This is a genomic window from Chryseobacterium polytrichastri (genome assembly GCF_900142445.1).
Classification (GTDB): Bacteria; Bacteroidota; Bacteroidia; order Flavobacteriales; family Weeksellaceae; genus Chryseobacterium; species Chryseobacterium polytrichastri.
Window position 1 is genome coordinate 22,233 of record NZ_FRAV01000021.1, and the last position, 21,920, is coordinate 44,152.

General features: G+C 34.0%; 18 protein-coding genes. 9 read left to right on the forward strand and 9 right to left on the reverse strand.

All coding sequences use genetic code 11. From position 1 onward, the window contains the following. The first annotated feature begins 6 nt into the window (after window positions 1-6). From ilvB to ilvA, 4 genes are read left to right on the forward strand one after another with little or no spacing between them, the layout of a single operon-like run. Window positions 7-1,752, forward strand: a complete 1,746-nt coding sequence (ilvB, locus tag BUB80_RS13695) for a biosynthetic-type acetolactate synthase large subunit (RefSeq protein ID WP_073293754.1) — start codon at window positions 7-9, stop codon at window positions 1,750-1,752. A gap of 35 nt (window positions 1,753-1,787) precedes the next feature. Continuing rightward, window positions 1,788-2,045, forward strand: coding sequence for an ACT domain-containing protein (locus tag BUB80_RS13700; RefSeq protein WP_175549614.1), 258 nt, complete (start codon window positions 1,788-1,790; stop codon window positions 2,043-2,045). Window positions 2,046-2,080: 35 nt separating this feature from the next. After that, window positions 2,081-3,127, forward strand: a complete 1,047-nt coding sequence (gene ilvC / locus BUB80_RS13705; RefSeq protein WP_073293758.1) for a ketol-acid reductoisomerase — start codon at window positions 2,081-2,083, stop codon at window positions 3,125-3,127. 2 nt (window positions 3,128-3,129) lie between these two features. Next, the gene (gene ilvA, locus BUB80_RS13710) at window positions 3,130-4,395 is read left to right on the forward strand and encodes a threonine ammonia-lyase IlvA (RefSeq protein ID WP_083547161.1); all 1,266 of its coding nucleotides are present in this window, start codon (window positions 3,130-3,132) and stop codon (window positions 4,393-4,395) included. Window positions 4,396-4,518: 123 nt separating this feature from the next. Here ilvA and BUB80_RS13715 read toward each other — a convergent pair whose 3' ends face one another. From BUB80_RS13715 to alaS, 5 genes are all read right to left on the reverse strand, one after another. Beyond that, on the reverse strand, window positions 4,519-5,988 hold the full coding sequence (locus BUB80_RS13715) for a M20/M25/M40 family metallo-hydrolase (protein WP_073293760.1): 1,470 nt from the start codon (window positions 5,986-5,988) through the stop codon (window positions 4,519-4,521). Between the two features lie 11 nt (window positions 5,989-5,999). Continuing rightward, window positions 6,000-6,236, reverse strand: coding sequence for a hypothetical protein (locus tag BUB80_RS13720; protein WP_073293762.1), 237 nt, complete (start codon window positions 6,234-6,236; stop codon window positions 6,000-6,002). 43 nt (window positions 6,237-6,279) lie between these two features. Next, window positions 6,280-8,484 (reverse strand): hypothetical protein, encoded by a 2,205-nt coding sequence (locus BUB80_RS13725; RefSeq protein ID WP_073293764.1) that lies wholly within the window; start codon window positions 8,482-8,484, stop codon window positions 6,280-6,282. 148 nt (window positions 8,485-8,632) lie between these two features. Next, window positions 8,633-11,086 carry a DUF5686 family protein gene (locus tag BUB80_RS13730; RefSeq protein ID WP_073293766.1) on the reverse strand — a complete coding sequence of 818 codons (2,454 nt, stop codon included), beginning with the start codon at window positions 11,084-11,086 and terminating at the stop codon, window positions 8,633-8,635. Between the two features lie 184 nt (window positions 11,087-11,270). Next, window positions 11,271-13,874 (reverse strand): alanine--tRNA ligase, encoded by a 2,604-nt coding sequence (gene alaS / locus BUB80_RS13735; RefSeq protein WP_073293768.1) that lies wholly within the window; start codon window positions 13,872-13,874, stop codon window positions 11,271-11,273. A gap of 476 nt (window positions 13,875-14,350) precedes the next feature. On the opposite strand from alaS, the gene BUB80_RS13740 reads away from it, so the two are divergent. From BUB80_RS13740 to msrB, 4 genes are all read left to right on the forward strand, one after another. Then, window positions 14,351-14,905 carry a sigma-70 family RNA polymerase sigma factor gene (locus BUB80_RS13740; protein ID WP_073293770.1) on the forward strand — a complete coding sequence of 185 codons (555 nt, stop codon included), beginning with the start codon at window positions 14,351-14,353 and terminating at the stop codon, window positions 14,903-14,905. A gap of 10 nt (window positions 14,906-14,915) precedes the next feature. Then, window positions 14,916-15,188, forward strand: coding sequence for a hypothetical protein (locus tag BUB80_RS13745; RefSeq protein ID WP_073293772.1), 273 nt, complete (start codon window positions 14,916-14,918; stop codon window positions 15,186-15,188). 79 nt (window positions 15,189-15,267) lie between these two features. Then, window positions 15,268-15,720 carry a DUF417 family protein gene (locus tag BUB80_RS13750; protein ID WP_073293774.1) on the forward strand — a complete coding sequence of 151 codons (453 nt, stop codon included), beginning with the start codon at window positions 15,268-15,270 and terminating at the stop codon, window positions 15,718-15,720. Window positions 15,721-15,740: 20 nt separating this feature from the next. Further along, on the forward strand, window positions 15,741-16,844 hold the full coding sequence (msrB, locus tag BUB80_RS13755; protein ID WP_073293853.1) for a peptide-methionine (R)-S-oxide reductase MsrB: 1,104 nt from the start codon (window positions 15,741-15,743) through the stop codon (window positions 16,842-16,844). Window positions 16,845-16,882: 38 nt separating this feature from the next. Here the strand turns inward: msrB and BUB80_RS13760 are convergent, their stop codons facing one another. The 4 genes from BUB80_RS13760 to BUB80_RS13775 all read right to left on the reverse strand — a co-directional run bounded on the left by BUB80_RS13760 (window position 16,883) and on the right by BUB80_RS13775 (window position 20,313). Next, window positions 16,883-17,509, reverse strand: a complete 627-nt coding sequence (locus tag BUB80_RS13760; RefSeq protein ID WP_073293776.1) for a hypothetical protein — start codon at window positions 17,507-17,509, stop codon at window positions 16,883-16,885. A 33-nt stretch (window positions 17,510-17,542) separates the two neighbouring features. Continuing rightward, window positions 17,543-18,106, reverse strand: a complete 564-nt coding sequence (locus tag BUB80_RS13765) for a murein L,D-transpeptidase catalytic domain-containing protein (protein WP_228433814.1) — start codon at window positions 18,104-18,106, stop codon at window positions 17,543-17,545. A 460-nt stretch (window positions 18,107-18,566) separates the two neighbouring features. Further along, window positions 18,567-19,412, reverse strand: coding sequence for an ABC transporter permease (locus BUB80_RS13770; RefSeq protein WP_073293778.1), 846 nt, complete (start codon window positions 19,410-19,412; stop codon window positions 18,567-18,569). Beyond that, window positions 19,405-20,313 carry an ABC transporter ATP-binding protein gene (locus tag BUB80_RS13775; protein WP_073293780.1) on the reverse strand — a complete coding sequence of 303 codons (909 nt, stop codon included), beginning with the start codon at window positions 20,311-20,313 and terminating at the stop codon, window positions 19,405-19,407. The genes BUB80_RS13770 and BUB80_RS13775 overlap by 8 nt, the downstream gene beginning before the upstream one ends. Before the next feature lie 174 nt (window positions 20,314-20,487). On the opposite strand from BUB80_RS13775, the gene BUB80_RS13780 reads away from it, so the two are divergent. Next, entirely contained in the window at window positions 20,488-21,852 is a 1,365-nt protein-coding gene (locus BUB80_RS13780) for an ATP-binding protein (protein ID WP_073293782.1), read from the forward strand. The last annotated feature ends 68 nt before the right edge of the window (window positions 21,853-21,920 follow it).

Genomic DNA, 21,920 nt, shown 5'->3' on the forward strand with positions numbered 1-21,920 from the left:
CATACAATGAAAAATCCATATTTAACATATGATAAAGAGAACCTATTGAGAGGAATAGAACTTAGTGGAAGCCAAATTATTCTTGAAACATTTTTGAAAGAAGGGGTAAAAACAATGTTTGGTTATCCGGGAGGTGCTATCATTCCTATCTATGACGCTCTTTATGATTACAAAGACAGTTTAGAACACATACTTGTACGCCATGAGCAGGGAGCGGTGCATGCAGCTCAGGGTTTTGCAAGAGCGTCTGGTGAAGTGGGTGTGGTATTGGCAACCAGTGGTCCGGGAGCGACAAATCTTGTGACAGGTTTAGCTGATGCTATGTTAGATAGTACTCCACTTGTATGTATTACAGGACAGGTGTATGCACATCTTTTGGGAACAGATGCTTTTCAGGAAATAGATGTTATTAATGTTACGACGCCTGTTACCAAATGGAACTATCAGGTAACTGATGCCGAAGAACTTGCCGAAGTGTTAGCTAAAGCGTTTTATATTGCCAGATCTGGCAGACCCGGACCTGTTCTTATCGATATAACGAAAAATGCGCAGCTGCAGAAAACGGTATATCAAGGCTATAAAGTTTGTGATTCTCTTAGAAGTTATCAACCCAATCCTGAACCCAATTCTGAATTTATTGCCAAAGCGGCAGAGCTTATCAACAATGCAAAAAATCCCTTTATCATTGTAGGGCAAGGTGTTATTTTGGGCAAGGCTGAAGAAGAATTTTTACAGTTTATTGAAAAGTCCGGAATTCCCACGGCATGGACGATTATGGGAATGAGTGCGATACCTACAGATCATCCGCAAGCGGTTGGAATGGTAGGAATGCATGGAAACTACGGTCCGAATTTACTCACCAATGAATGTGATGTTCTTATTGCGATAGGAATGCGCTTTGATGACCGTGTAACCGGGAAATTGGATGAATACGCAAAGCAAGCAGAAATCATTCATCTTGATATTGATAAAGCTGAAATCAATAAAAACGTAAAAGTTGCTGTACCCGTAATTGGTAATTGTAAAGAAACGTTGCCATTGCTTACTTCATTAATTAATCCTAAAGAATATGTGGATTGGCATACAAGATTTAAAGACTGCCACGAAATAGAACATATTAATTTAATCAGTAACGAGCTGAACCCTTCAGAAGGAGATATTACGATGGGAGAAGTTATTAAATGTTTGAATGAATTAACCCAAGGAGATGCAGTAATTGTAACCGATGTTGGGCAGCATCAAATGGTAACGTGTCGATATGCTGAATTTAATCAGTCTAAAAGTAATATTACCAGCGGTGGACTTGGAACAATGGGGTTTTGCCTTCCCGCAGCAATCGGGGCGTCATACGCAACAGATCGTCAAATTATTGCGGTGATGGGAGATGGAGGTGCTCAAATGAATATACAGGAATTGGGAACGGTTATGCAATATCATCCCAATATCAAAATTATGATTCTTAATAATTGCTTTCTCGGTATGGTAAGGCAGTGGCAGGAATTATTTCATGAAGAAAGATATTCGTTTGTAGATATCCAAAGTCCTGATTTTGTACAGGTGGCTAAAGGATACGGAATACCTGGTGAGAAAGTATTGCATAGGGATCATTTAAAAGAATCAATTCGGGAAATGCTGGATAATGAAGGAGCTTATCTTTTGGAGATCATGGTAGAAAAAGAATACAATGTTTTCCCAATGGTTCCTCAAGGTAAAAGTGTAGCAGAGATTGTATTAACACATAATAAAGTTTAAAAAGAAAGAAAATGAATGAAGAAAAAAAAGAATATATGATCACCACTCATATGGAAGGTTATACAGGCTTTATCAACCGGATCAATAATATTTTTTCCAGAAGGAGGATTAATATCGTCAGCCTTCATGTGGGTCCATCAGAAAAAACAGATTGTAAGAAACTGGTAGTGGTGGTGAAAGAATCTGATGAGGTGATACAAAAGCTGGCTCAGCAAATAGAAAAGCAAGTAGATGTTTTAGAGGTACATTATCACCAAGTGCCTTGTCTGGAAACAATAGTACATATCAACTAATTATTAAAATTAATCATTAAAAAATTATCAATAAAATGGCAAAATTAAATTTTGGAGGAGTAGAAGAAAATGTAGTAACAAGACAAGAGTTTCCATTAGAAAAAGCTCAGGAAGTATTAAAAAATGAAGTGGTAGCAGTTATCGGATATGGAGTTCAAGGTCCCGGGCAAGCACTTAATCAAAGAGATAATGGTATCAATGTAATCGTAGGCCAAAGAAAAAACTCAAAATCTTGGGATAAAGCCATTGCAGACGGATTCGTTCCCGGAGAAACGTTATTTGAAATTGAAGAAGCGCTTAAAAAGGGAACCATTATCTGTTATCTTTTAAGTGACGCTGCTCAGATAGAATATTGGCCAAAAGTAAAAGAACATTTAACGCCCGGTAAAGCATTATATTTTTCGCACGGTTTTGGAATTACGTTTAACGAACGTACAGGAATTGTACCACCAGCCGATGTAGATGTTTTTCTTGTAGCTCCAAAAGGTTCGGGAACATCACTAAGAAGAATGTTCCTTCAGAATAGAGGGTTGAATAGTAGTTTTGCCGTTTACCAGGATGTAACAGGTAAAGCTCGAGATCGAGTAATTGCATTAGGAATTGCCGTAGGAAGCGGTTATTTGTTTGAAACTGATTTCAAAAAAGAAGTATATAGTGATCTTACAGGAGAAAGAGGAACATTAATGGGGGCCGTTCAGGGAATTTTTGCTGCTCAATATGAAGTGTTGAGAAAAAATGGGCACAGTCCTTCAGAAGCTTTTAATGAAACTGTAGAAGAGCTTACGCAATCATTAATGCCATTGGTTGCAGAAAACGGAATGGATTGGATGTATGCCAACTGCAGCACAACGGCCCAAAGAGGAGCTCTAGATTGGTGGAAGCGTTTTAAGGATGCTACTTCTCCCATATTTGAAGAATTATACAACAATGTAGCTTCTGGAAATGAAGCGCAATTATCTATTGACAGCAACAGCAAACCCGATTATAGAGAAAAACTGGATGCCGAATTAGCAGAACTTCGCGAAAGCGAAATGTGGCAGGCGGGGAAAACCGTCCGTAGTCTGAGACCGGAAAATAATTGATTATGATGAAAGAGAAAAATCGGCAGGCTGTTACGTTGGAGAATATCCGAAAAGCGGCTGAGAGACTCAAAGAAGTCAGTGTCCGAACTCCATTGTCAGTCAATAATAATTTATCAACAGTTTATCAGGCCAACATTAATTTTAAAAGAGAAGACCTACAACGGGTAAGATCTTATAAAATACGTGGGGCTTATAATAAAATGGTAACGCTTTCTAAAGAAATTCTTTCGAAAGGAGTGGTGTGTGCCAGCGCAGGAAATCATGCGCAAGGAGTTGCTTTTGCATGCAGTGCGATGAAGACAAAAGGAACCATATTTATGCCTTTGCCAACACCCGGTCAGAAATTAGAACAGGTAAAAATGTTTGGTGGTAATTATGTAGATGTAGTTCTCTATGGAGATACTTTTGATGAAGCTAAAGATGCGGCCTTAGAGTTTTGCGAAAAGAATGAAGGCGTATTTATCCATCCATTTGACGATCCTGCTATTATTGAAGGACAAGCTACGGTAGCATTGGAAATCTTGGAACAAGCAGATGGACTTATCGATTACCTTTTTCTACCGATTGGCGGTGGCGGATTAGCAGCTGGCGTTTGCAGTGTCTTTCAAAGCCTCTCGCCGAAAACTAAAATTATAGGAACAGAACCTTCCGGAGCCGCCAGCATGACCAAAGCAATGGAACAAGGGAAGCCTTTTCATTTAGAAAAAATAAGTCGTTTTGTAGATGGAGCAGCAGTGCAAAAAGTAGGAGATCTGAATTTCAATATCTGTCAGAATGCATTGCATGATGTCGTTACGATTGAGGAAGGAATGATCTGTGAAACCATACTTTCGCTATATAACAAAGATGCGGTGGTGGTAGAACCTGCAGGAGCTTTATCGGTGGCTGCTTTAGAGAAATACAAAGAAGAAATAAAAGGGAAAAATGTAGTATGCATTATCAGTGGAAGCAATAATGACATTACCCGAATGGAAGAGATAAAAGAAAAGGCATTGCTATATGCTGGGTTAAAACATTACTTTTTGGTGAGATTTCCTCAGCGTCCGGGTGCTTTAAAATCTTTTGTGATGGATGTTTTGGGACCTAACGATGACATTACAACCTTTGAATACACCAAGAAAAATTCAAAAGAGAAAGGGATAGCGGTAGTTGGGATTGTATTAAAGAATAATGAAGATTTTGAACCTTTATTATTTAATATGAAAAAATATGATTTTTTCGTCAACTATCTTAACAATGATCCTTCCTTAATGACTCTTCTTATTTAAATAAACAGACCGTTCTAAAAATCAATGATGAAAAGAAAGCTTCACAATTTGTGAAGCTTTCTGTATTATATAACTGTGATTAACTATGTCTGATCTTCAATATCAAAGAAAAGGACAGTTTTTTTATCTCTCCAACGTAAAATTAGGAATCACTTTGGGACGCTCCGCCTCATTGGCAACTTTCCAAGAAGTTCTGTACATCCATTCCGTCATTTTATAGAGCTTCTTAAAATTAATATTTTCAGATTCATCTTGTGGCGTATGGTATTGATCGTGCAAAACGCTCGTGAAAAATATTGCAGGAATTCCCACTTTAGCATACGGAAGATGATCACTTCTAAAATAGAAATATTCGGCATGGTTTGGAGAATCCCAATCTTTCAGATACTTGAATTTTGTACTTTCATTATTGGCATCTTCAGCCATTTTTACCAATTCTTCAGAGTTTTTATGAGGAGCATTTCCACCTAATAAAGCTGCTTCATTATTATCATTTCTCCCGATCATATCACCATTCAGAACGGCAACTATTTTTTCTTTAGGAACAACAGGATGGGCTGCATGCCACCTTGAACCTAACAATCCTCTTTCTTCGGCTCCGTGAAAAACAAATAAAATACTTCTTTTTCCCGGTTGCTTTTTATAAGCTCTTGCCATAGCTAACATGGCAACGCAAGTACTCGCATTATCGTCCGCCCCGTTGTAGATCGTATCGTTTTTTACAGGATGTCTTATTCCGTCATGATCCTGATGTCCGCTTAGCAATACATATTCCTCTTTTAATTTAGGATCAGTTCCGTCTATTTTTCCGATGATGTTCACCGAAGGATATTTATAGGTTTCTGTGATGAGGTTTAAAGAAATTTTTGGATTGCTTTTTACCCAATTGGCATTTTCTTTTTTGATCCAAAGAACAGGAATATTATTGGTTACCTTTTCTCTTAATCCTTCAACTCCGTAAGAACCTCTCGTCATTTGCGGTAACACTTCAACCCAACTTTTTTCAGAAATATCATCTGTGATAAAGATGATTCCTTTTGCGCCTAATTCATAGGCTTTGTTGTAGTATTTTGTTCTTACAAATCCGGGATATCTTCTTACGAAAAGAGTCATCTCTTTGTCGATATTTTTATCAGACGCGTTGATGGCAAGAATTTTTCCTTTTAGATTTAATTTAGATAGATCTTCAGGTTCGGTAGTTCCTGCATAAACAATTTCAGTATCAATATTGGTATTAACAGGTTCTGCTACTAAAAAGTCTTTCCATAATTTTAAAGTGTTATCTCCAATTTTCAAGCTGCTTTGCGGAATCACCTGATGCCTGTACATATCAAAAAACTGAAAGAAAGTTCCGTTATCTCCTGCAGGTTTCATTCCTGCTTCTTTAGCTTTGTCGGCCAACCACATCGATACTTTTAATTCATCTAATGTTCCGGCTTCACGCCCCCAAAACTGATCGGCAGCCAATTCATACATATCTTTTTTAAGATCTGTTTCTTTGATGGCAGAAACCAACGGTTTTTTATAGTTTTGAGCGTTTCCCAAACTAAAAATAAATGCGGCTACAATTGATAACAGGTATCCTTTTTTCATGGTGATTTTATTTAGTTTAAAGTACTCAGTTTTTCTGAAAACTCCTTTGAGAATTCTTTTCGGTCTTCTTCTAATTTTTCTTTATTGGAAGGTAAAATATAATTGAAAAGTACTTTATCTTCGTTATCTAAAAAAACGATTTCCTTTTCTTCTCCATCAATCATTTGAGCAAAAATCTCCCACATTGGCGTGTCTTTTAATCTTAATAATTCAAAAAACTGCTCTGCTTTTATTTGTATTGTCTTCATTTTATTTTTTTATTACTAATTGCTCATTATCTATTATTTGCCATTAAAATTCTAGTAATTTTAATTTAAACTGTATGGCAAAGTTTTGTTTAAAATTGGGGGTTGTATAGTAACCCACTCTATAGAATACGCCTAAATTGAAATAGCTTGAAAGAAAATTTGTCCATTCCAAACCTACTTCCTGATACAGGTGATCTAGTTTTCTAAATTTGAACTGGTGATATTCAGGATGCTTCATATCTCCGATAGTTCCTCTTAATACAAAGTCGAAGCTTGAAATGTTCTGTCCGAAACTTTTAAAATACCAAGGAATTTTATGAGTGAAATAATACGCGACAAATTTATCATTGTAATATTTTCCGCCTTCCAGTGTTGCAAATCCTAGAAAAGAGGTTAAGTTAAAATTAAAATCTTTTCTAGTGGATGCTAAACCATTCATCGTAAAGTTTTTCCAAATCGGGGCATCACCTAACACCATTCCTCCATACAACCTGAAACCAGTGGTTCCGAACATTGTTTTAAAATTATGAAGAAACAGTAAGTCAAAACGGGAATAATTGAAATCTCCTCCTAACGTTTTGTAACTCTGCTCGTAATTCAGATAGATTTCCGGAAATTTCTGGTCAAGTAATGATTTTCCTTGCGGGGTCATAATATTGGTAGAATTCGGAGAATATTTTAAAGTAACCAAAGTACTAACGTTATCAAAAGACGATCCTCTGCCTCTGAATGAGTAATCAAACATCGCTTCTTCAAGGTTTCTTCTGGTTGCAAAAACTAAAGTAAGTGCATTGGTGATGTCATTGTTATAGGATACGGATGCTCCTCTGAAGTGGAAATATCTGTCATTGTTGATATTGTTTCCATAATTCATAGTTCGCATTTTAAAGCTCCAAAGTTTTCTGTAAAACTCTCCGGAAGCGGTAACGTCATTGTAATATTCAACTCTGAAATAAGAATTTTTTTCCAATGTTGTTTTCATATCAAGCCCGATTCCATATTTCCATTTATCATCTTTAAAACCGTATGCAAAGTAATAGTCAGGTGAAAAATATGGATTGAAATTTTCATTAAGCTTAGCTTTTAATCCCACTCTAAATCCTTCATATGAGTTATAATTTACAACCTCATCAATTGCAAAATCCAAACTTTTAACTCTGATTTGTCCATTCAACAAACCCGATAAAACTTGGGCTTTGTTATCTATATTGTATTTTTTTCCCAGACTGTCGATTGTTTTGTAGGTGTTTCTTTCTCTTTCCGTTAAAGGATCAGTTCGGTATCGGTCCAGGCTTTTTCCATCAGCATTTTTTACGGAGAAGGTATAGCCTTTAAAATCTTTTTTATCTTCAGGAATGGGTGTTTTGAAGTCGAAATATCTCGACGATAGAAAAGCATATGTCCCGAAACTTTGTTTATTTTTTTTTGTAGGCTTTTCCTCAGGATGGTCTTTATCATCTTCCTGCATTGCCATCCTGTTCATTCTTAATTTTACAGTTTCGTGAGCCAGAAACCATTTATCATTATAGAAAATCCATGTGCTGGTAATAATTCCGTCGTTTTTATTTTTACTGAAATTTTCTATTTTTTTGATTCCGTAGGTTTCTGTATCAATATAAATAGCACCATTGTATTTCCTTTTTTTATCAGGCTTTTTATAATTTACTTCACGAAAACGGATAACGAAATTTTTTCGGCCATCCATCTCAAGAGTATCCGTTAAAAAGAATCTGTACAAGCCTCTGTTTTCCTGTTTTAGCTGGGTCGGGATTTTCTCTCTGTTGCTTTGTTGCAGAGCAATCATTTCATAAATAGGTTGCTTAAGACCCGAAATTCTGTTGTCCAGAATATTGATCTTTTCTCCATATTTTGTTGAATATAAAAACTCCTGAGCCCTTTCCCAAAGGAATAATTTACTTTTGGCAAATATCTGTCTCGCAGAAATGTTGTTTAAGGAATCTTTCTCTCTTTTTTTCTTGAATAAATTGTTATCTTCAAAGAACCGGTTATACTGTGAAATACTGTCTTCATCAATATCCAATGAAATTTTTTCGTAAGATTTATAGGCGTAAGATTCTAAACTTTTAGGAGAGTTTTTTGTGAAATTCTGATTCACTTTTTTAAGAATCTCTAATGCTCTGGGGTCGCTTTTGTCCTCGATGACAACAGCTTCAATATCCGTAACTTTTGATTGTGAGAAACCAAAAATGTATGTGAAAAAAAATAAAAATAATAAGACCCTTTTCATGCAAAAAACTACTCCCAAAATTAGTGATATTTATCGTTACTCAAAAGTTTTGTTAATTGATATTAATGTGGTTGTATCATCGGAATTATCTTTTAAAGCAAAACTCCCGAAAAATATTCCGGGAGTGCTCTGATGTATGTTTAATTTTTTACAAGACATTTAATCTAAACTTTATTCCGACATTATCTTTAAACTGAGAAGTCTGGTAGTATCCTAACCTGTAAGAAAGGCCAACATCTAAACTTCTGCCCAAAAATCTGTTCCACATAAACCCGACTTCTTGATAATAATGATCCAAAACCTGGAATTGGAACTGATGATCTTCCCTGTTTTTTAAATTTCCGATGGCAGATTGATATTCAATTTCGATCGTAGAATATTTTTTCCCAAGAGTTTTAAACCTAAAAGGAAGAGATTGCGAAACTTTAAATGCCACAAATTTATCAACAAAGAAAGTTCCGGAAGGCATTGTTGCAAACCCCATATTGGAAGGGGTACTGATGTTCGAATACCATTTGTCGACGTTGGTATCATTTTGTCCTGCAATTTCAAAGTTTTTCCAGATCGGAGCATTTCCTGAAGAGATTCCACCGAAAAGCTTGATGTTGGTATAGCCTAATTTTGATCTGAACTGATGAATAATTAATGCATCTAATCGGTGATAATCTAATTCTCCACCTAACGTCTCAAACCCTTTTTCATAATTCATGAATATTTGAGGGTAGCTTTTTTCATACGTAAATTTCCCGCTTGGCGTCATGATATTTTTATCATTCGGAGAATATTTTAAAGATAATGTTGCACTTGTATTGTCGAAGTGACTTCCTAAGTTTTTATACTGATAATTGAAAAGAGCCTGTTGTTTTTCTTTATTCACCGCAATTTTCATGCTCAATGAATTGGAAACATCGTAAAGAAATGAAGCTCCCCATTTCTGATTTTTGTAGAAAGTTCCATTATGAAGATCCAGATTCATATCCGTAATTTTCATTATCATATCCCACATGTTATTGCTGAATCTTCCCGCAGCAAATACATCGTCTACATAATCAATCCTGAAAATTGAAGTTCTCTTATCAGACAATTTCACATCCAGACCCAAACCGTATTTCCATGTATGATCTTTAAATCCGTATCCGAAATAGCCATCAGGAGAAAATGTTTTATTGAATTTTTCATTTAATTTCAAACCGGCTCCTAAACGTAAACCTTGATATTTATCGTAACTGAAGAGTTTGGTAATATCAAAATCAATCATTTTATAGCGGATATTTCCCCTCATCAATTGGGTTAAAGTATTTAATTTTTTCTCAAAATCATGCTTTTGTACAAAGCTGTCAATTTTTGTATAGGTTAAGCTTTCTCTTGCCGTCAGACTGTCGGTTCTGTATTGATTTAAAAGGCTTCCGTCAGAATTTTTCATTTCCAGAGAATAGCCTTTGAATTCCGATGCTTTTTGCTGTTGATTCAATTCAAAATCAAAAAATCGGTTTTTAACATAGAGATAATTTCCGAACTTCTTTTTATTGTATTTGGTTTTTTCTCCAGGCTTTAGGCTGTCTTTTTTTGAAGTATTAAAACTTTGGTTTCCCATTTTTAATTTAATGTCTTCATAATCTAAAAACCATTTTCCATCAATAGGTTTCCAGACAGAAACAATATTTCCTTCGTTTTGTTTTTTGTTGATACTTTCAAATTTTTTCAAGGCATAGGTCTGAGAATCAATAAAGATTTTCCCGTTGAATTTTCTCGGATTTTGTTTCTTTTTATCTGTAATTTCTTTGAATTTAATGACATAGGTTTTTCTACCGTCAAGCTGTAAAGTATCAGAAAGATAAAAATTAAACAGTTTTCTGTTTTCAGGTCTTAGTTGTCTTGGAGTTCTGTCTAAATTGGAGATATTAATGGCCAACGCTTCATAAATAGGGTTCTTAAACCCAGACATTTTGTTGTCAATAATATTGGTTTTTTCGCCAAAACTTTTTGAATATTTGTATTCAGTTGCTTTTTCCCAAAGAAACATCTGGCTTTCTTCTGTAGCAGTGAGGAAATCTTCGGTAGTTAATGAATCTTTTTTATCCTTTTCTTTTTGTTTAAAAGCTTTATGATCTACTTTAGAAAGTGAATCTTTTCTTATCGCCAAGAAATTTTTAAACGTGTCAATCGAATCTTTATCTACATCAATGGAAAATTTAGTATAAGATTTAAAATTATAAGTATCTAAAGATTTCGGAGAGTTTTCTTTAGCCCTTTTATTCACCTCATCCAAAATTTTTAATGCTCTAGCATCGCTTTTATCAGTAATTACAACTCTGTCGATATTATCCAGTTTTTCGGATAGCGGTTTCATTGAAACTTCCATTGATTTTTTTACCTCAGCCAAAGCATCTTCAAAATTACTGGCCAAAATTTCAACCTTTTTACATTTTGTTTTAAAAGATAATATACCTTCATGATTGGTTTTTCCCAGCAGATTGTCATCACAATAAACGGCTACATTTTGGATAGGCTGCTTGTTGTTTTTGTTGAATACCTTCAGTTGCGTCTGACCGAAAAATAGCACCGTAAAGAATAAAAAGAGTGGAGATAAAAGTTTTGTCATTAGTTTTTTATAGATAAGACAAAACTATTGATAAGAAGGTTACAAAAGTGCGAAGAAAAATATAATCTTTTGTTAAAAATAAAACCGATTGTATTTCATAGAGATACAATCGGTTTTATGATCGATTCAAGTTGCATTAGAATGAAAAATGAATTTTCTTTAAGATTTTTTAAGGCTTTTATAATTAAATATTCAACGCCTTCTGATAAGCATTTTCTAAGCCATCAAGGTTTTTACCTCCAGCTGTTGCGAAACCTGGGTTTCCACCGCCACCGCCTTGGATTTCTTTTGCCAAGTCTTTAATAAGTGCTCCAGCCTGATAAATTCCTGCTAAATCATCAGAAACACCAACGGTAATCATTGGTTTTCCGTCTGCGTCAGAAAGGATAATCGTTATAGAAGTTGGGATTTCTTTCTTCAATTGGAATACGATGTCTTTTACAGAACCTGCATCCAAAGAAGTTCTTTTCACTAAAATTAATTTATCGCCTTTTTGTTCATAAGCACCTTTCCAGTCACCGATTTCGCCTTTTGCTTTTTCTTTTTTGAATGCTTCAACTTCTGCTTTTAATGCAGCGTTTTCTTCAATTAATTTTTCGATAGAACGTACAACATCTTTAGATTTCAACAACTGAGAAAGCTCAGTAATCTGTTTTTCCAACCCTTTGAAATATTCTTCAGATTTATCACCTGAGATCGCTTCAATTCTTCTGATTCCTGCTGCTGCAGAACTTTCGGAAGTTAATTTGAAATGACCGATTTCACTTGTGTTCTTAACGTGAGTTCCACCGCAAAGTTCTTTTGAACTTCCAAATTGGATCATTCTTACGCTATCACCATATTTTTCACCAAACAAAGCCATGGCACCTTTGTCAATTGCTTCTTGGATTGGTATATTTCTGAATTCTTGTAACGCAATACTTTCTTTGATTTTTGCATTCACTTTTTCTTCAACCAAAGCCAATTCCTCCTCCGTCATTTTATTAAAGTGCGAGAAGTCAAAACGAAGATATTCAGGACCAACATAAGAACCTTTTTGCTCAACGTGAGTTCCTAAAACATCTCTCAACGCTTCATGCAAAAGGTGAGTTACTGAGTGATTAGCCTGAGAGTTTTTTCTGTCGGTTACATCTACTTTAGCAGTAAAAGAAGCACTAACATTTTCAGGAAGTTTATTGATTAAAGAAATAATCAATCCGTTTTCCTTTTTAGTTTCCAATACTTCGAAACTTTCAGTATTATTTTCAAGGATACCTTTATCACCAACCTGTCCACCACCTTCTGGGTAGAAAGGAGAGTTGCTCAACACAACCTGATAAAATTCACCGTCTTTGTTTTCTACTTTTCTGTATCTTGTAATATAAGTTTCTGCCTCAATTTGGTCGTAACCCACGAAGTTTTCTTCTCTTTCTTCTAAATTTACCCAATCGTAAACTTTTTGAGCAGAATCTTTTCTACTGTCTTCTACTCTTATTTCCATTTGCTTTTCAAAGCCTTCTTCATCAATTGTTAATTGCTTTTCTTCAGCAATAATTCTTGAAAGGTCAGCTGGGAAACCATACGTGTCATATAGTTCGAAAATTTTATCTCCGGCAAGAGTTTTTTCTCCTTTTTCTTGAGTTTCTTTAATAATACTATCTAATCGAATTAGACCTCTCTCAATCGTTCTTAAGAAAGATTCTTCTTCACTTTTGATGACTTCGGTAACTAATTTTCCTTGTTTTTCTAATTCAGGAAATACTGATCCCATCTGTTCCTGAAGAACAGCAACCAATTTGTAAAGGAAAGGTTCTTTTATATCCAGAAATCTGTAAGAATAAGAAATTCCTCTTCTTAAGATTCTTCTGATCACGTAACCGGCACCTCCGTTTGAAGGCAATTGTCCGTCTGCAATTGCAAAAGAAACCGCTCTGATATGGTCTACCACAACACGGATGGCAATATCTTTTTCGTCTTCTAGAATTCCTGTATATTTTTTATCTGAAATTTCTTCAACTTTAGCAATTAAAGGCGTAAAAACGTCTGTGTCATAGTTTGAAGATTTTCCTTGAAGCGCCATACAAAGACGCTCGAAGCCCATTCCTGTATCTACGTGTTGAGCAGGAAGTTTTTCTAACGAACCATCTGCTTTTCTGTTGAATTCCATAAAAACCAGATTCCAAACTTCCACCACTTGAGGATGATCATTGTTCACCAATTCAAGCCCTGAAACTTTAGCTTTTTCTTCTGGAGTTCTTAAATCTACATGGATTTCAGAACAAGGTCCGCAAGGCCCGCTTGCTCCCATTTCCCAGAAGTTATCTTTTTTATTTCCGTTGATAATTCTATCTTCAGAAATATGAGATTTCCAGAAATCATAGGCGTTTTGGTCCCTGTCAAGATTCTCAGAAGCGTCTCCTTCAAAAATGGTTACATATAGGTTTTCTTTCGGAATTCCGTACACTTCCGTTAATAATTCCCAGGCAAAAGCAATAGCATCTTTTTTGAAATAATCACCAAAAGACCAGTTTCCTAACATCTCAAACATGGTGTGGTGGTAAGTATCTCTACCTACATCATCCAAATCATTATGTTTCCCCGAAACTCTCAAACATTTCTGTGTATCGGCAATTCTTGGGGCGGTAGGCGTTTTGTAGCCTAAGAAAAAATCTTTGAACTGCGTCATTCCAGAGTTGGAAAACATTAGGGTAGGGTCGTCTTTCAGCACAATTGGAGCCGAAGGAACAATAAGGTGGCCTTTACTTTTAAAATAATCTAAAAATTTTTGACGTATCTCTTGTGATGTCATAATGATATATATTGCTTTGCTTTTTACAAATTTTCGATAAATGCAAATTTACTATTTTTAGCTGATTTAGTTTTAAATATTTAATACTTTTGGAAAGATTGTTTCAATAGTTTGAAACATTTTTAGGAGCTATTTCCCGCTTTCCGTTGCAATCTTTTTTTTCAAAAAAGGATTTTTTCTTCAATCGGGGCTAGGGTTTCAGCCATTATTATCAAAATTAGAAGTACTAATTATCCATCAACTTTGTCATCCTGGAAGGATCTCAACGGTCGAAAATGAAGAATTCAATTTTGTTTTTTTGAGATTGCTTCGTCGCTTTGCTCCTCGCAATGACTTAAATTCGCTTTCTAATAGAGGATTGTTGAGATCCTTTCAGGATGACAAACATAGCGTTTTTATAATATGGTAAACAAAACTTTGCACTTTTCCGTTTAACTTATTATCTTCGTTACTATCTGAAAAGATAAAGTTTTAATATGACGAAAAACGAAGTACTGAAAAGCTGGATAGAACAATACTCCGAATCTTTGCTGAAAAGAGCGGTTTATTTACTTTCAGATAGGATAGAGGCGGAAGATGTTGTTCAGGAAGTTTTTATTGCTGCTTTTTCGTCGTATGATTCTTTTGAAGAAAAAAGTAAACCGCTAACCTGGTTGCAAACGATTCTTAAAAATAAAGTAGCGGATTTTTATAGAAAAAAATATAGATCTGAACCGAAGATAAGATTGGATCATTTTTTTGATGAAACAGGTTCATGGAAAAATGATGATGTACTCCAGGATTGGGATGCCACTAATAAAGAAACCGAACTTTTGGATAATGATGATTTTAATAAAACATTAGAAGATTGTATTGAAGAGTTGCCTTCCCGATGGAAGATTCCTATGAAAATGTATTATCTTCAAGAAAAAAAAGCGCCTGAAGTGAGTCAGGAATTGGATATTTCTACGACTAATCTATGGAAGATTTTGCAAAGAAGTAGAATGCAGCTAAGAGAATGTCTGGATTTTAACTGGTTTGCACAATCATAAAGAATAAAAAATGGTTAAAAAATTTATTCACCTGTTATTTTTACCATGCAGTGAAGCGACACTGCTCTTGGAAAAAAGAAATGCAAATTCCATTTCTCGGAAAGAGGATTGGAGGCTTTATATGCACCTTAAAATATGTAAATGGTGTAAAGCATACGAGAAAAAGCTGAAAATATTAGATGGAATTTTAAAAAGAAAACTTTTTCAGGATAAAAAAACTGAAATTAATAATTCTGATATTCAGAATTTTAAAGATAAGATGATGAATAAGTTTGATCTTTAAATAAATTTTTGTCAGGATTTTGAAATTGTTCCGACTATACTTTTGAAAATATCAAAGTATTAATTCAAAATCTTAAAAAATGAACGGAACAACACAGAAAATCAACAAAGAAGTATCAGCATCTACCATTGGGTATTATATCTCCCTTTTTGGCACAGCCCTTATTTTAATCTGGATAGGAATTTTCAAATTTACCCCGACAGAAGCAGCAGGAATAAAAAGCCTTGTAGAAAACCATTTTCTTACTTTTTACGTATATAATATCATGAGCGTTCAGGCAGTATCAAATGCTATCGGAGCGATAGAAATTATCATTGCCTTACTCCTTATATTTAGTGTGAAATTTGCATTCTTACGAAAGTATGCAGCAATAGGAATGATTGTAACTTTCCTTACAACCTTGAGCTATTTATTTACAACTCCCGGAATTTGGAAAGTAGTAGACGGGATACCCGTGACAGACTTTTTTATTCTAAAAGACCTTATGTTTTTAGGATTTGCATTAATGATACTTCAAAATGACAAAAAATGAATAATAATAAAAAAATAAAAATGAAAAACATATTAGTATTGCTCGGAATGGTGCTGGGCATCGCAGTATTTGCAACAAGTTGCGGAGATTCTTTAAAAAAGAAACCTATAGAAACTAAAAAAGATAATGAGACCGTTATGAACAATAAAAATCTTAAAGAAGTTTATTTTGCAGGAGGATGTTTTTGGGGAACAGAGCATTTTTTTCAACAAGTTCGTGGAGTAGTGGGAACAGAAGTTGGTTATGCCAACGGAAAAACTCAGAATCCAACCTATGAAGAAGTGGTAAGTCATACAACTGGTTTTGCTGAAACCGTAAAAGTAAAATATGATCCTGAACAAGTTGATTTAAAGTTATTAATTGATCTTTATTTCAAAACAATTGACCCTACAAGTCTTAACAAACAAGGAAATGACAGAGGAGATCAGTACAGAACAGGGATTTATTCTACCGATAAAGAGACGGAAGCTATTGTAAAAGAAGAAGTTCAAAAATTGGCTAAAAATTATAGCAAGCCTTTGGTTGTAGAAACAATTGCTCTTAAAAACTTCTTTAAAGCAGAAGATTATCATCAAGATTATTTGGATAAAAATCCGGGAGGATATTGCCACATTGAACCTGGACTTTTTGAAATGGCAAAAAATGCAAATCCTCTTCCTAAGAAAGATGCAAAAGCAAAATATCAAAAAGAGGATAAAAAAGTTTTAAAGGAAAAGTTAACGGCTGAACAATATAAAGTGACTCAGGAAAATGGTACAGAAATGCCTTTCAAAAATGAATACTGGGATGAAAGCCGTGAAGGTATTTATGTTGATATCACAACAGGAGAACCATTATTTATTTCAACAGATAAATTTGAATCAGGTTGTGGATGGCCAAGTTTTTCAAAACCAATTTCTAAAAAATTAATTGACGAAAAATTAGATACATCAGCCGGAATGGATAGAACAGAAGTAAGAAGTAAAACCGGAGATGCCCATCTGGGACACGTCTTCAATGACGGACCAGCAGACAAAGGCGGACTTCGTTACTGTATCAACAGTGCTTCTCTGAAGTTTGTTCCAAAAGCAGAAATGGCGAAAAAAGGTTATGGAGACTATCTTTCTCTGTTAGATAAAAAGTAAATGAAAGGAAGGTTGTCGAAAGGCAACCTTTTTTGTTTTTAACTTAATTGAAATCTTTCTCTTAGACTAAAGATAGAAACACTTAATAAGAATAGAAATCCAAGTATAATGTAATATCCTTCTTTAGAAAGATTTGTTATAAACTTTTTAGCTTCATCAAGGAAACTTAGTTTGTAAACTTCATTTTCATAAATAACATCATTACATAGGAGGCATTCATATTTTTGTTCTTTAGCATTTGGATCTATGTAATTAATAATTGCAAATAAATGTCCTGTCTTTTCTAAGTCATAAGCATATGTGTCTTGTTGAGCAATTGCCATATCATTTAAGAGAGAGGCAAAATCTCCGTAAGTATTTTTTTTATCTAAAATAAATTCAATTCCTGTATTTTTTTTGTTTCTTTTTTGAAGTGCTTTAATCTCTGAAACATAAAAAGAGGAATTTTCTTTATTAGGGTCTACTTTTATTTTTTTATAATTCCAGTTTCTTAAAGGTTCAAAAGTGGAAGTAAGATTACTTTTATCTTTTGATAATTTGGGGGGAAGCCAAATATCCATAACAGAAGTTCGTGCTTCTTCAATTCTTTGATTTCCATAATACCAAAACAAAATAGGAATAATGATGGCACTTATCAATCCCGGAAAATAATATATCTTTTTCATATGAATGTTTTTCTATTGATTTGAAATCTATCTTTAATTATAAATCCACATCAAAACGGGTTTGGCAGAATTCTGCAATATAGGATCGATCTTTTTCAATGCATCATTAGAAACCGTCGGGCAACCCCAACCTTCGGGTGAACCTTTTGGAAAAACTTCATCATTGCTCATTTTATCCCAAGAGTGAAAAACGATGGTTCTTTTTAATGCATTTGTATTTGTGGCTTCTAGGCCGTGCATTAAATACTTTACATTAATTCCCCATTCGCTTCTTCCTCTTTCTCCGATTTTATATTTTCCTAAAGCTGAAAGGTGGCTTCCGTCTTCATTGCTGAAATCTGGCTTCTCTTTTGATTGATCCCAGCTCCAGATGTTATTTCCGCATCCATGACCCACCAAATACTTCTGTGTAATTTTCTTTTGTTGAAGATCATAAACGAAAAATCTGTTGATTCCGGAATGTAAACTCATGTCTATTAAGATACAAAAATCGGTATTGAACTTATTTTTCTTACAAAAACTAAGCGCTTCTTCTCCTTTTTTATCGGTTTTATTGAGGTCAAGTGTTGGTTTTGTAACCGGATTGGGTTTTATCATTGAAACTGATTTTTCAACAATATTTTCCACTTTTTGATTACATGAAGTAAAGATAATTAATGATAATACTGAAAATGTGGCTATAAAAAATAAGGATAAGTTTTTCATCATGAGGTTCAAACAAAATTAAAATTAAACAAAAAAGTGATTCAAAACATGAACCACTTTAATTTTTTATAAGTAAACTTGTTTAAACTTTTTATTTTAACCACAAAAGAGTCAAAAGATTAATACATTCATATTTTAAGTTGATCATTAAACTGGAAATAAGAACACATCAGTTTTTAAAAATCTTTGATTTTTAATCTTTTGCAAGCTTTGTTTTAAAAATATCCGAACTTTAAATGATTCAATAATAGCTTTTGTACCTTTTGACTCTGTCGAATCTTCGATTTGTGGTTAAATTTTTAATTAGTTTAAACAGACTTATTAAAAGCTTTAATCTTTTAATATATAAGGCTTACCAATCTCTTTTTTTCAAGATCCAATAAGATCCAAAGATAAAAATTACGCACCAAATGACACACGCAATTAAGCTTTCTGTAGGGTAGGTGAATTCATATTTAAATCCGATCATTTTAGCCATATCCAATCTCATTATTGGATTAGGGATAAGGCTAGACATGCTTTCTAAAGGGAGAAGGTGAGTAAAGAAAAAATCATCTTTCATGATCTTCATTCTTTCTAATTCCTGAGTTCCACGCACTTTTTGAAATACTTCTACAGCTGTTAATATGCCTTCAAAAATCCAATAAACAAAAAATCCAAGGAAGACAAACATCGATTTTCTCAGCAATATAGAAAGGAACATTAAGAAACAGAAAAATGTAAACAGCTTTACAAAGTAGTTTCCAATAAAGAATATCTCCTTGAAAACCATTTCAGAATCTGTGTTCTTTGAATAAGTGTTACCTAAAAATAAGGTAATAATAAATACAAGAAGGGTAGAAACAATGGTGAAAACTGAAATTGTTAATAGTTTTGAGGCAATAAATTCTTTTCTGCTCAGTCCGTCAATTGTATTTTGTTTAAACATTCTGTTGCTGAATTCCTGCGAGATTGAAAATACAATGATCAATCCAAGAAATATTTTTAATAATGCAACAATCCATGTGGTAAAGTTCCAGATTTCCGGAAAATTATAAATTCCTTGTTGTTTTAAATTAATGGTAGCTCCAAAAACATCCAAATCTACGAGTCCGATAAAAAGAAGCGCTACTAAAATAGTAAAATAAAGGATGGTGAAAACCTTGAATGGTCTATAATTCAAGTTTTTGTAATATTCGAGTTTTAATAGTTTAAGCATGATTCGTGTTTTTTACAAGTTCAAGGAATTGAGTTTCAAGAGACAGTTTTTTCTTATTCAGATGCGATAAGAAAATCCCTTTTTCTGCCAGTTTTTGATTTAAGGCGGAAGCAGAAATTGAAGCATCATCACGAATTTGAGCTTTAATAATTTCGCCATCTATTCTCACCGAGGTAAACCATTGAAGTTCTTCTAATGTACTTAAAAGTAGGGTGTTGTTATCTGCTCTTAATTCAAAATATCCTTTATTGCTGGTCATTTCATCCACTCTTCCGGAATAGATGGCATTTCCTTCTTTTAAAACAATAACATGGCTGCATATTTTTTCAATCTCATCCAAAAGGTGACTTGCAATGATGATAGTGATTCCCTGTTTTGCAATACTGTTGATGATATCTCTGATTTGAATAATTCCTTCGGGATCCAGTCCGTTAGTGGGCTCATCCAGAATAAGAACTTCAGGATTGTTTAAAATGGCTGACGCTATGGCCAGACGTTGTTTCATCCCTAAAGAGAACGTTTTAAAAGTATCTTTTTTTCTTTCATAAAGGTTCACGGTTTTCAAGACTTCATCTATTCTTTCATAAGGCGTTCCTTTGATTTCCGCAACAATTTTCAGGTTGGTTTCTGCACTTAAATAAGGATAAAAGTTTGGCTGTTCAATAATAGCTCCTATTTTTTTCAGCGTATCAGAATCTGTTCCTTTCTTTCCAAACCAAAACCAATCTCCACTTGTAGGATTAATGGTTGAAAGGAGCATTCCAAAAGTAGTGGACTTTCCACTTCCGTTAGGACCGAGAAGACCATAAACATTGCCTTTCTCAACATCAAAAGAAATATTGTTTACCACAACTCTTTTGAATTTTTTGGTGAGATTCTTTACTGATAATATTTTTTCCATGTAATTTGTTTTACATAGTAATAGTGTACGAAATTGACAAAATGTTACAGATTCTTTTTAATTTTATGCAGTAAATGATGGTTTTGTGATGATAAATTATGCCTGTTTAAGGTGTTTAACCTATTGCTCATTCACTTTTAAATGCTAAATTTGATAGAACACTAATCAATCACTATGAAGTTAATTGAATTGGCAGAAGAACTCCATGTTTCTGCAGAAGCAATAAAACAGTTTATCCAGGATTTTGATCTGGAATTGGGAGTTTGTATCAGCCCAAATTTTGAAATAAAAGAAGATTTTGAAAAATTTGCCCGTGAAAATATAGATTTTTTGAAAAAATATGAGAAAGATCTCGATCAAAATAAAACATTAGAACAGATTGCAGAAACCATCCATCAGCCTAAAGATAAAGTGGAGAAAACCATAAAAGAAAGTACTCCCAATATTTTTGATAACGGATTTTTTAAGTCTTCTATTTCAAGCTATGGAATTGATAATAAATTAGGCGGAAATTATCAATTTGTTTATAATTATTTTGGTCATAAAACGAGTCTTCAACATAGAGATTTCATTGGATATAGAGATCTTTTCTTTTATATCTCTAGTGTTTTGGAGCCGTTTTTAAATCCACAACAGATAAAAGATTGGGGAATAAATAAACCTGCTGGAATGATTTTATATGGACCTCCCGGAAGTGGTAAAATTTTCTGGGCCAATAAGATTGCAGAAATTATCAATTATCAATTCAAAGAGGTTAAAAAACATTATTTGGGAACTTCTTTTGTGGATGGAATTGAAACTAATTTCAACGATTTTCTTCTTGAAGTGATGAAGCAAAATAAAGTATTATTGTTTCTAGATGATTTTGATGAAATTATGATGCAAAGAAAAGCAGAAAATGATATCGCTTCATGCAACCTTGAGACGCAGGAACTTATTCTTCATCACATCGGAAAATTTGAAAAAGAAGAGTTATTAATGATCGGTTCTGCGAATACAGTTTCTGAAATTGATGAGGAAATTCTTGCTCCGGGAAGGTTTGATGTTATGATTCCTATTTTTCCACCTAATGCTTCGGAACGTTCGGAAATCATTCTGTATGCCATGACTAAAGGTCTTGAGCAAGATTCATTATTGTATAAGATTCTTAAAAATAACAAAGCGGATAAGATTCCTTTCTGGCAAGATATTTCATCTAAAATGAAGGTTTTCAGCAATACCATGTTGATTGATTTTACCCAGAGTTTAAAAAAACGAATCAAAAATCTGTATCAAAGATCTAAAAATGAAAATTTAAAGATTGGTCAAAATCTTTTGGATGGCGCTTTCAGAGATGCCGGCGGAAAGCTTACAGAAGAATACCTGGAGCAGATTGCAAGATTTTTAGCCGATGTTGTCATCAATAATTTTGATGATTTTCAATACAGGATTCAATCTTTAAAAGTGGAACTGGAAACATATAGAGTCGTTGAAGAACCACAAAGGATTATTGGGTTTCAACATAATGAGGAAGATGAGAAAGGGAAGGATAAAGGTTGATTTTTAGGGGCTAATCAAATACTGTTTTGAGAACAGAGATAAAAAAATACAATGATGAAAATATTTTA

Bases quoted from the DNA above. Each gene is read 5' to 3' on its own strand.
- BUB80_RS13745 (WP_073293772.1), top strand. From the start codon at position 14,916: ATGGTTAAAAAATTTATTCACCTGTTATTTTTACCATGCAGTGAAGCG.
- BUB80_RS13760 (WP_073293776.1), bottom strand. From the start codon at position 17,509: ATGAAAAAGATATATTATTTTCCGGGATTGATAAGTGCCATCATTATT.
- alaS (WP_073293768.1), bottom strand. From the start codon at position 13,874: ATGACATCACAAGAGATACGTCAAAAATTTTTAGATTATTTTAAAAGT.
- BUB80_RS13730 (WP_073293766.1), bottom strand. From the start codon at position 11,086: ATGACAAAACTTTTATCTCCACTCTTTTTATTCTTTACGGTGCTATTT.
- BUB80_RS13700 (WP_175549614.1), top strand. From the start codon at position 1,788: ATGATCACCACTCATATGGAAGGTTATACAGGCTTTATCAACCGGATC.
- BUB80_RS13720 (WP_073293762.1), bottom strand. From the start codon at position 6,236: ATGAAGACAATACAAATAAAAGCAGAGCAGTTTTTTGAATTATTAAGA.
- BUB80_RS13775 (WP_073293780.1), bottom strand. From the start codon at position 20,313: ATGGAAAAAATATTATCAGTAAAGAATCTCACCAAAAAATTCAAAAGA.
- ilvB (WP_073293754.1), top strand. From the start codon at position 7: ATGAAAAATCCATATTTAACATATGATAAAGAGAACCTATTGAGAGGA.
- ilvA (WP_083547161.1), top strand. From the start codon at position 3,130: ATGATGAAAGAGAAAAATCGGCAGGCTGTTACGTTGGAGAATATCCGA.
- ilvC (WP_073293758.1), top strand. From the start codon at position 2,081: ATGGCAAAATTAAATTTTGGAGGAGTAGAAGAAAATGTAGTAACAAGA.
- BUB80_RS13770 (WP_073293778.1), bottom strand. From the start codon at position 19,412: ATGCTTAAACTATTAAAACTCGAATATTACAAAAACTTGAATTATAGA.
- BUB80_RS13765 (WP_228433814.1), bottom strand. From the start codon at position 18,106: ATGATAAAACCCAATCCGGTTACAAAACCAACACTTGACCTCAATAAA.
- BUB80_RS13725 (WP_073293764.1), bottom strand. From the start codon at position 8,484: ATGAAAAGGGTCTTATTATTTTTATTTTTTTTCACATACATTTTTGGT.
- BUB80_RS13780 (WP_073293782.1), top strand. From the start codon at position 20,488: ATGAAGTTAATTGAATTGGCAGAAGAACTCCATGTTTCTGCAGAAGCA.
- BUB80_RS13740 (WP_073293770.1), top strand. From the start codon at position 14,351: ATGACGAAAAACGAAGTACTGAAAAGCTGGATAGAACAATACTCCGAA.
- msrB (WP_073293853.1), top strand. From the start codon at position 15,741: ATGAAAAACATATTAGTATTGCTCGGAATGGTGCTGGGCATCGCAGTA.
- BUB80_RS13750 (WP_073293774.1), top strand. From the start codon at position 15,268: ATGAACGGAACAACACAGAAAATCAACAAAGAAGTATCAGCATCTACC.
- BUB80_RS13715 (WP_073293760.1), bottom strand. From the start codon at position 5,988: ATGAAAAAAGGATACCTGTTATCAATTGTAGCCGCATTTATTTTTAGT.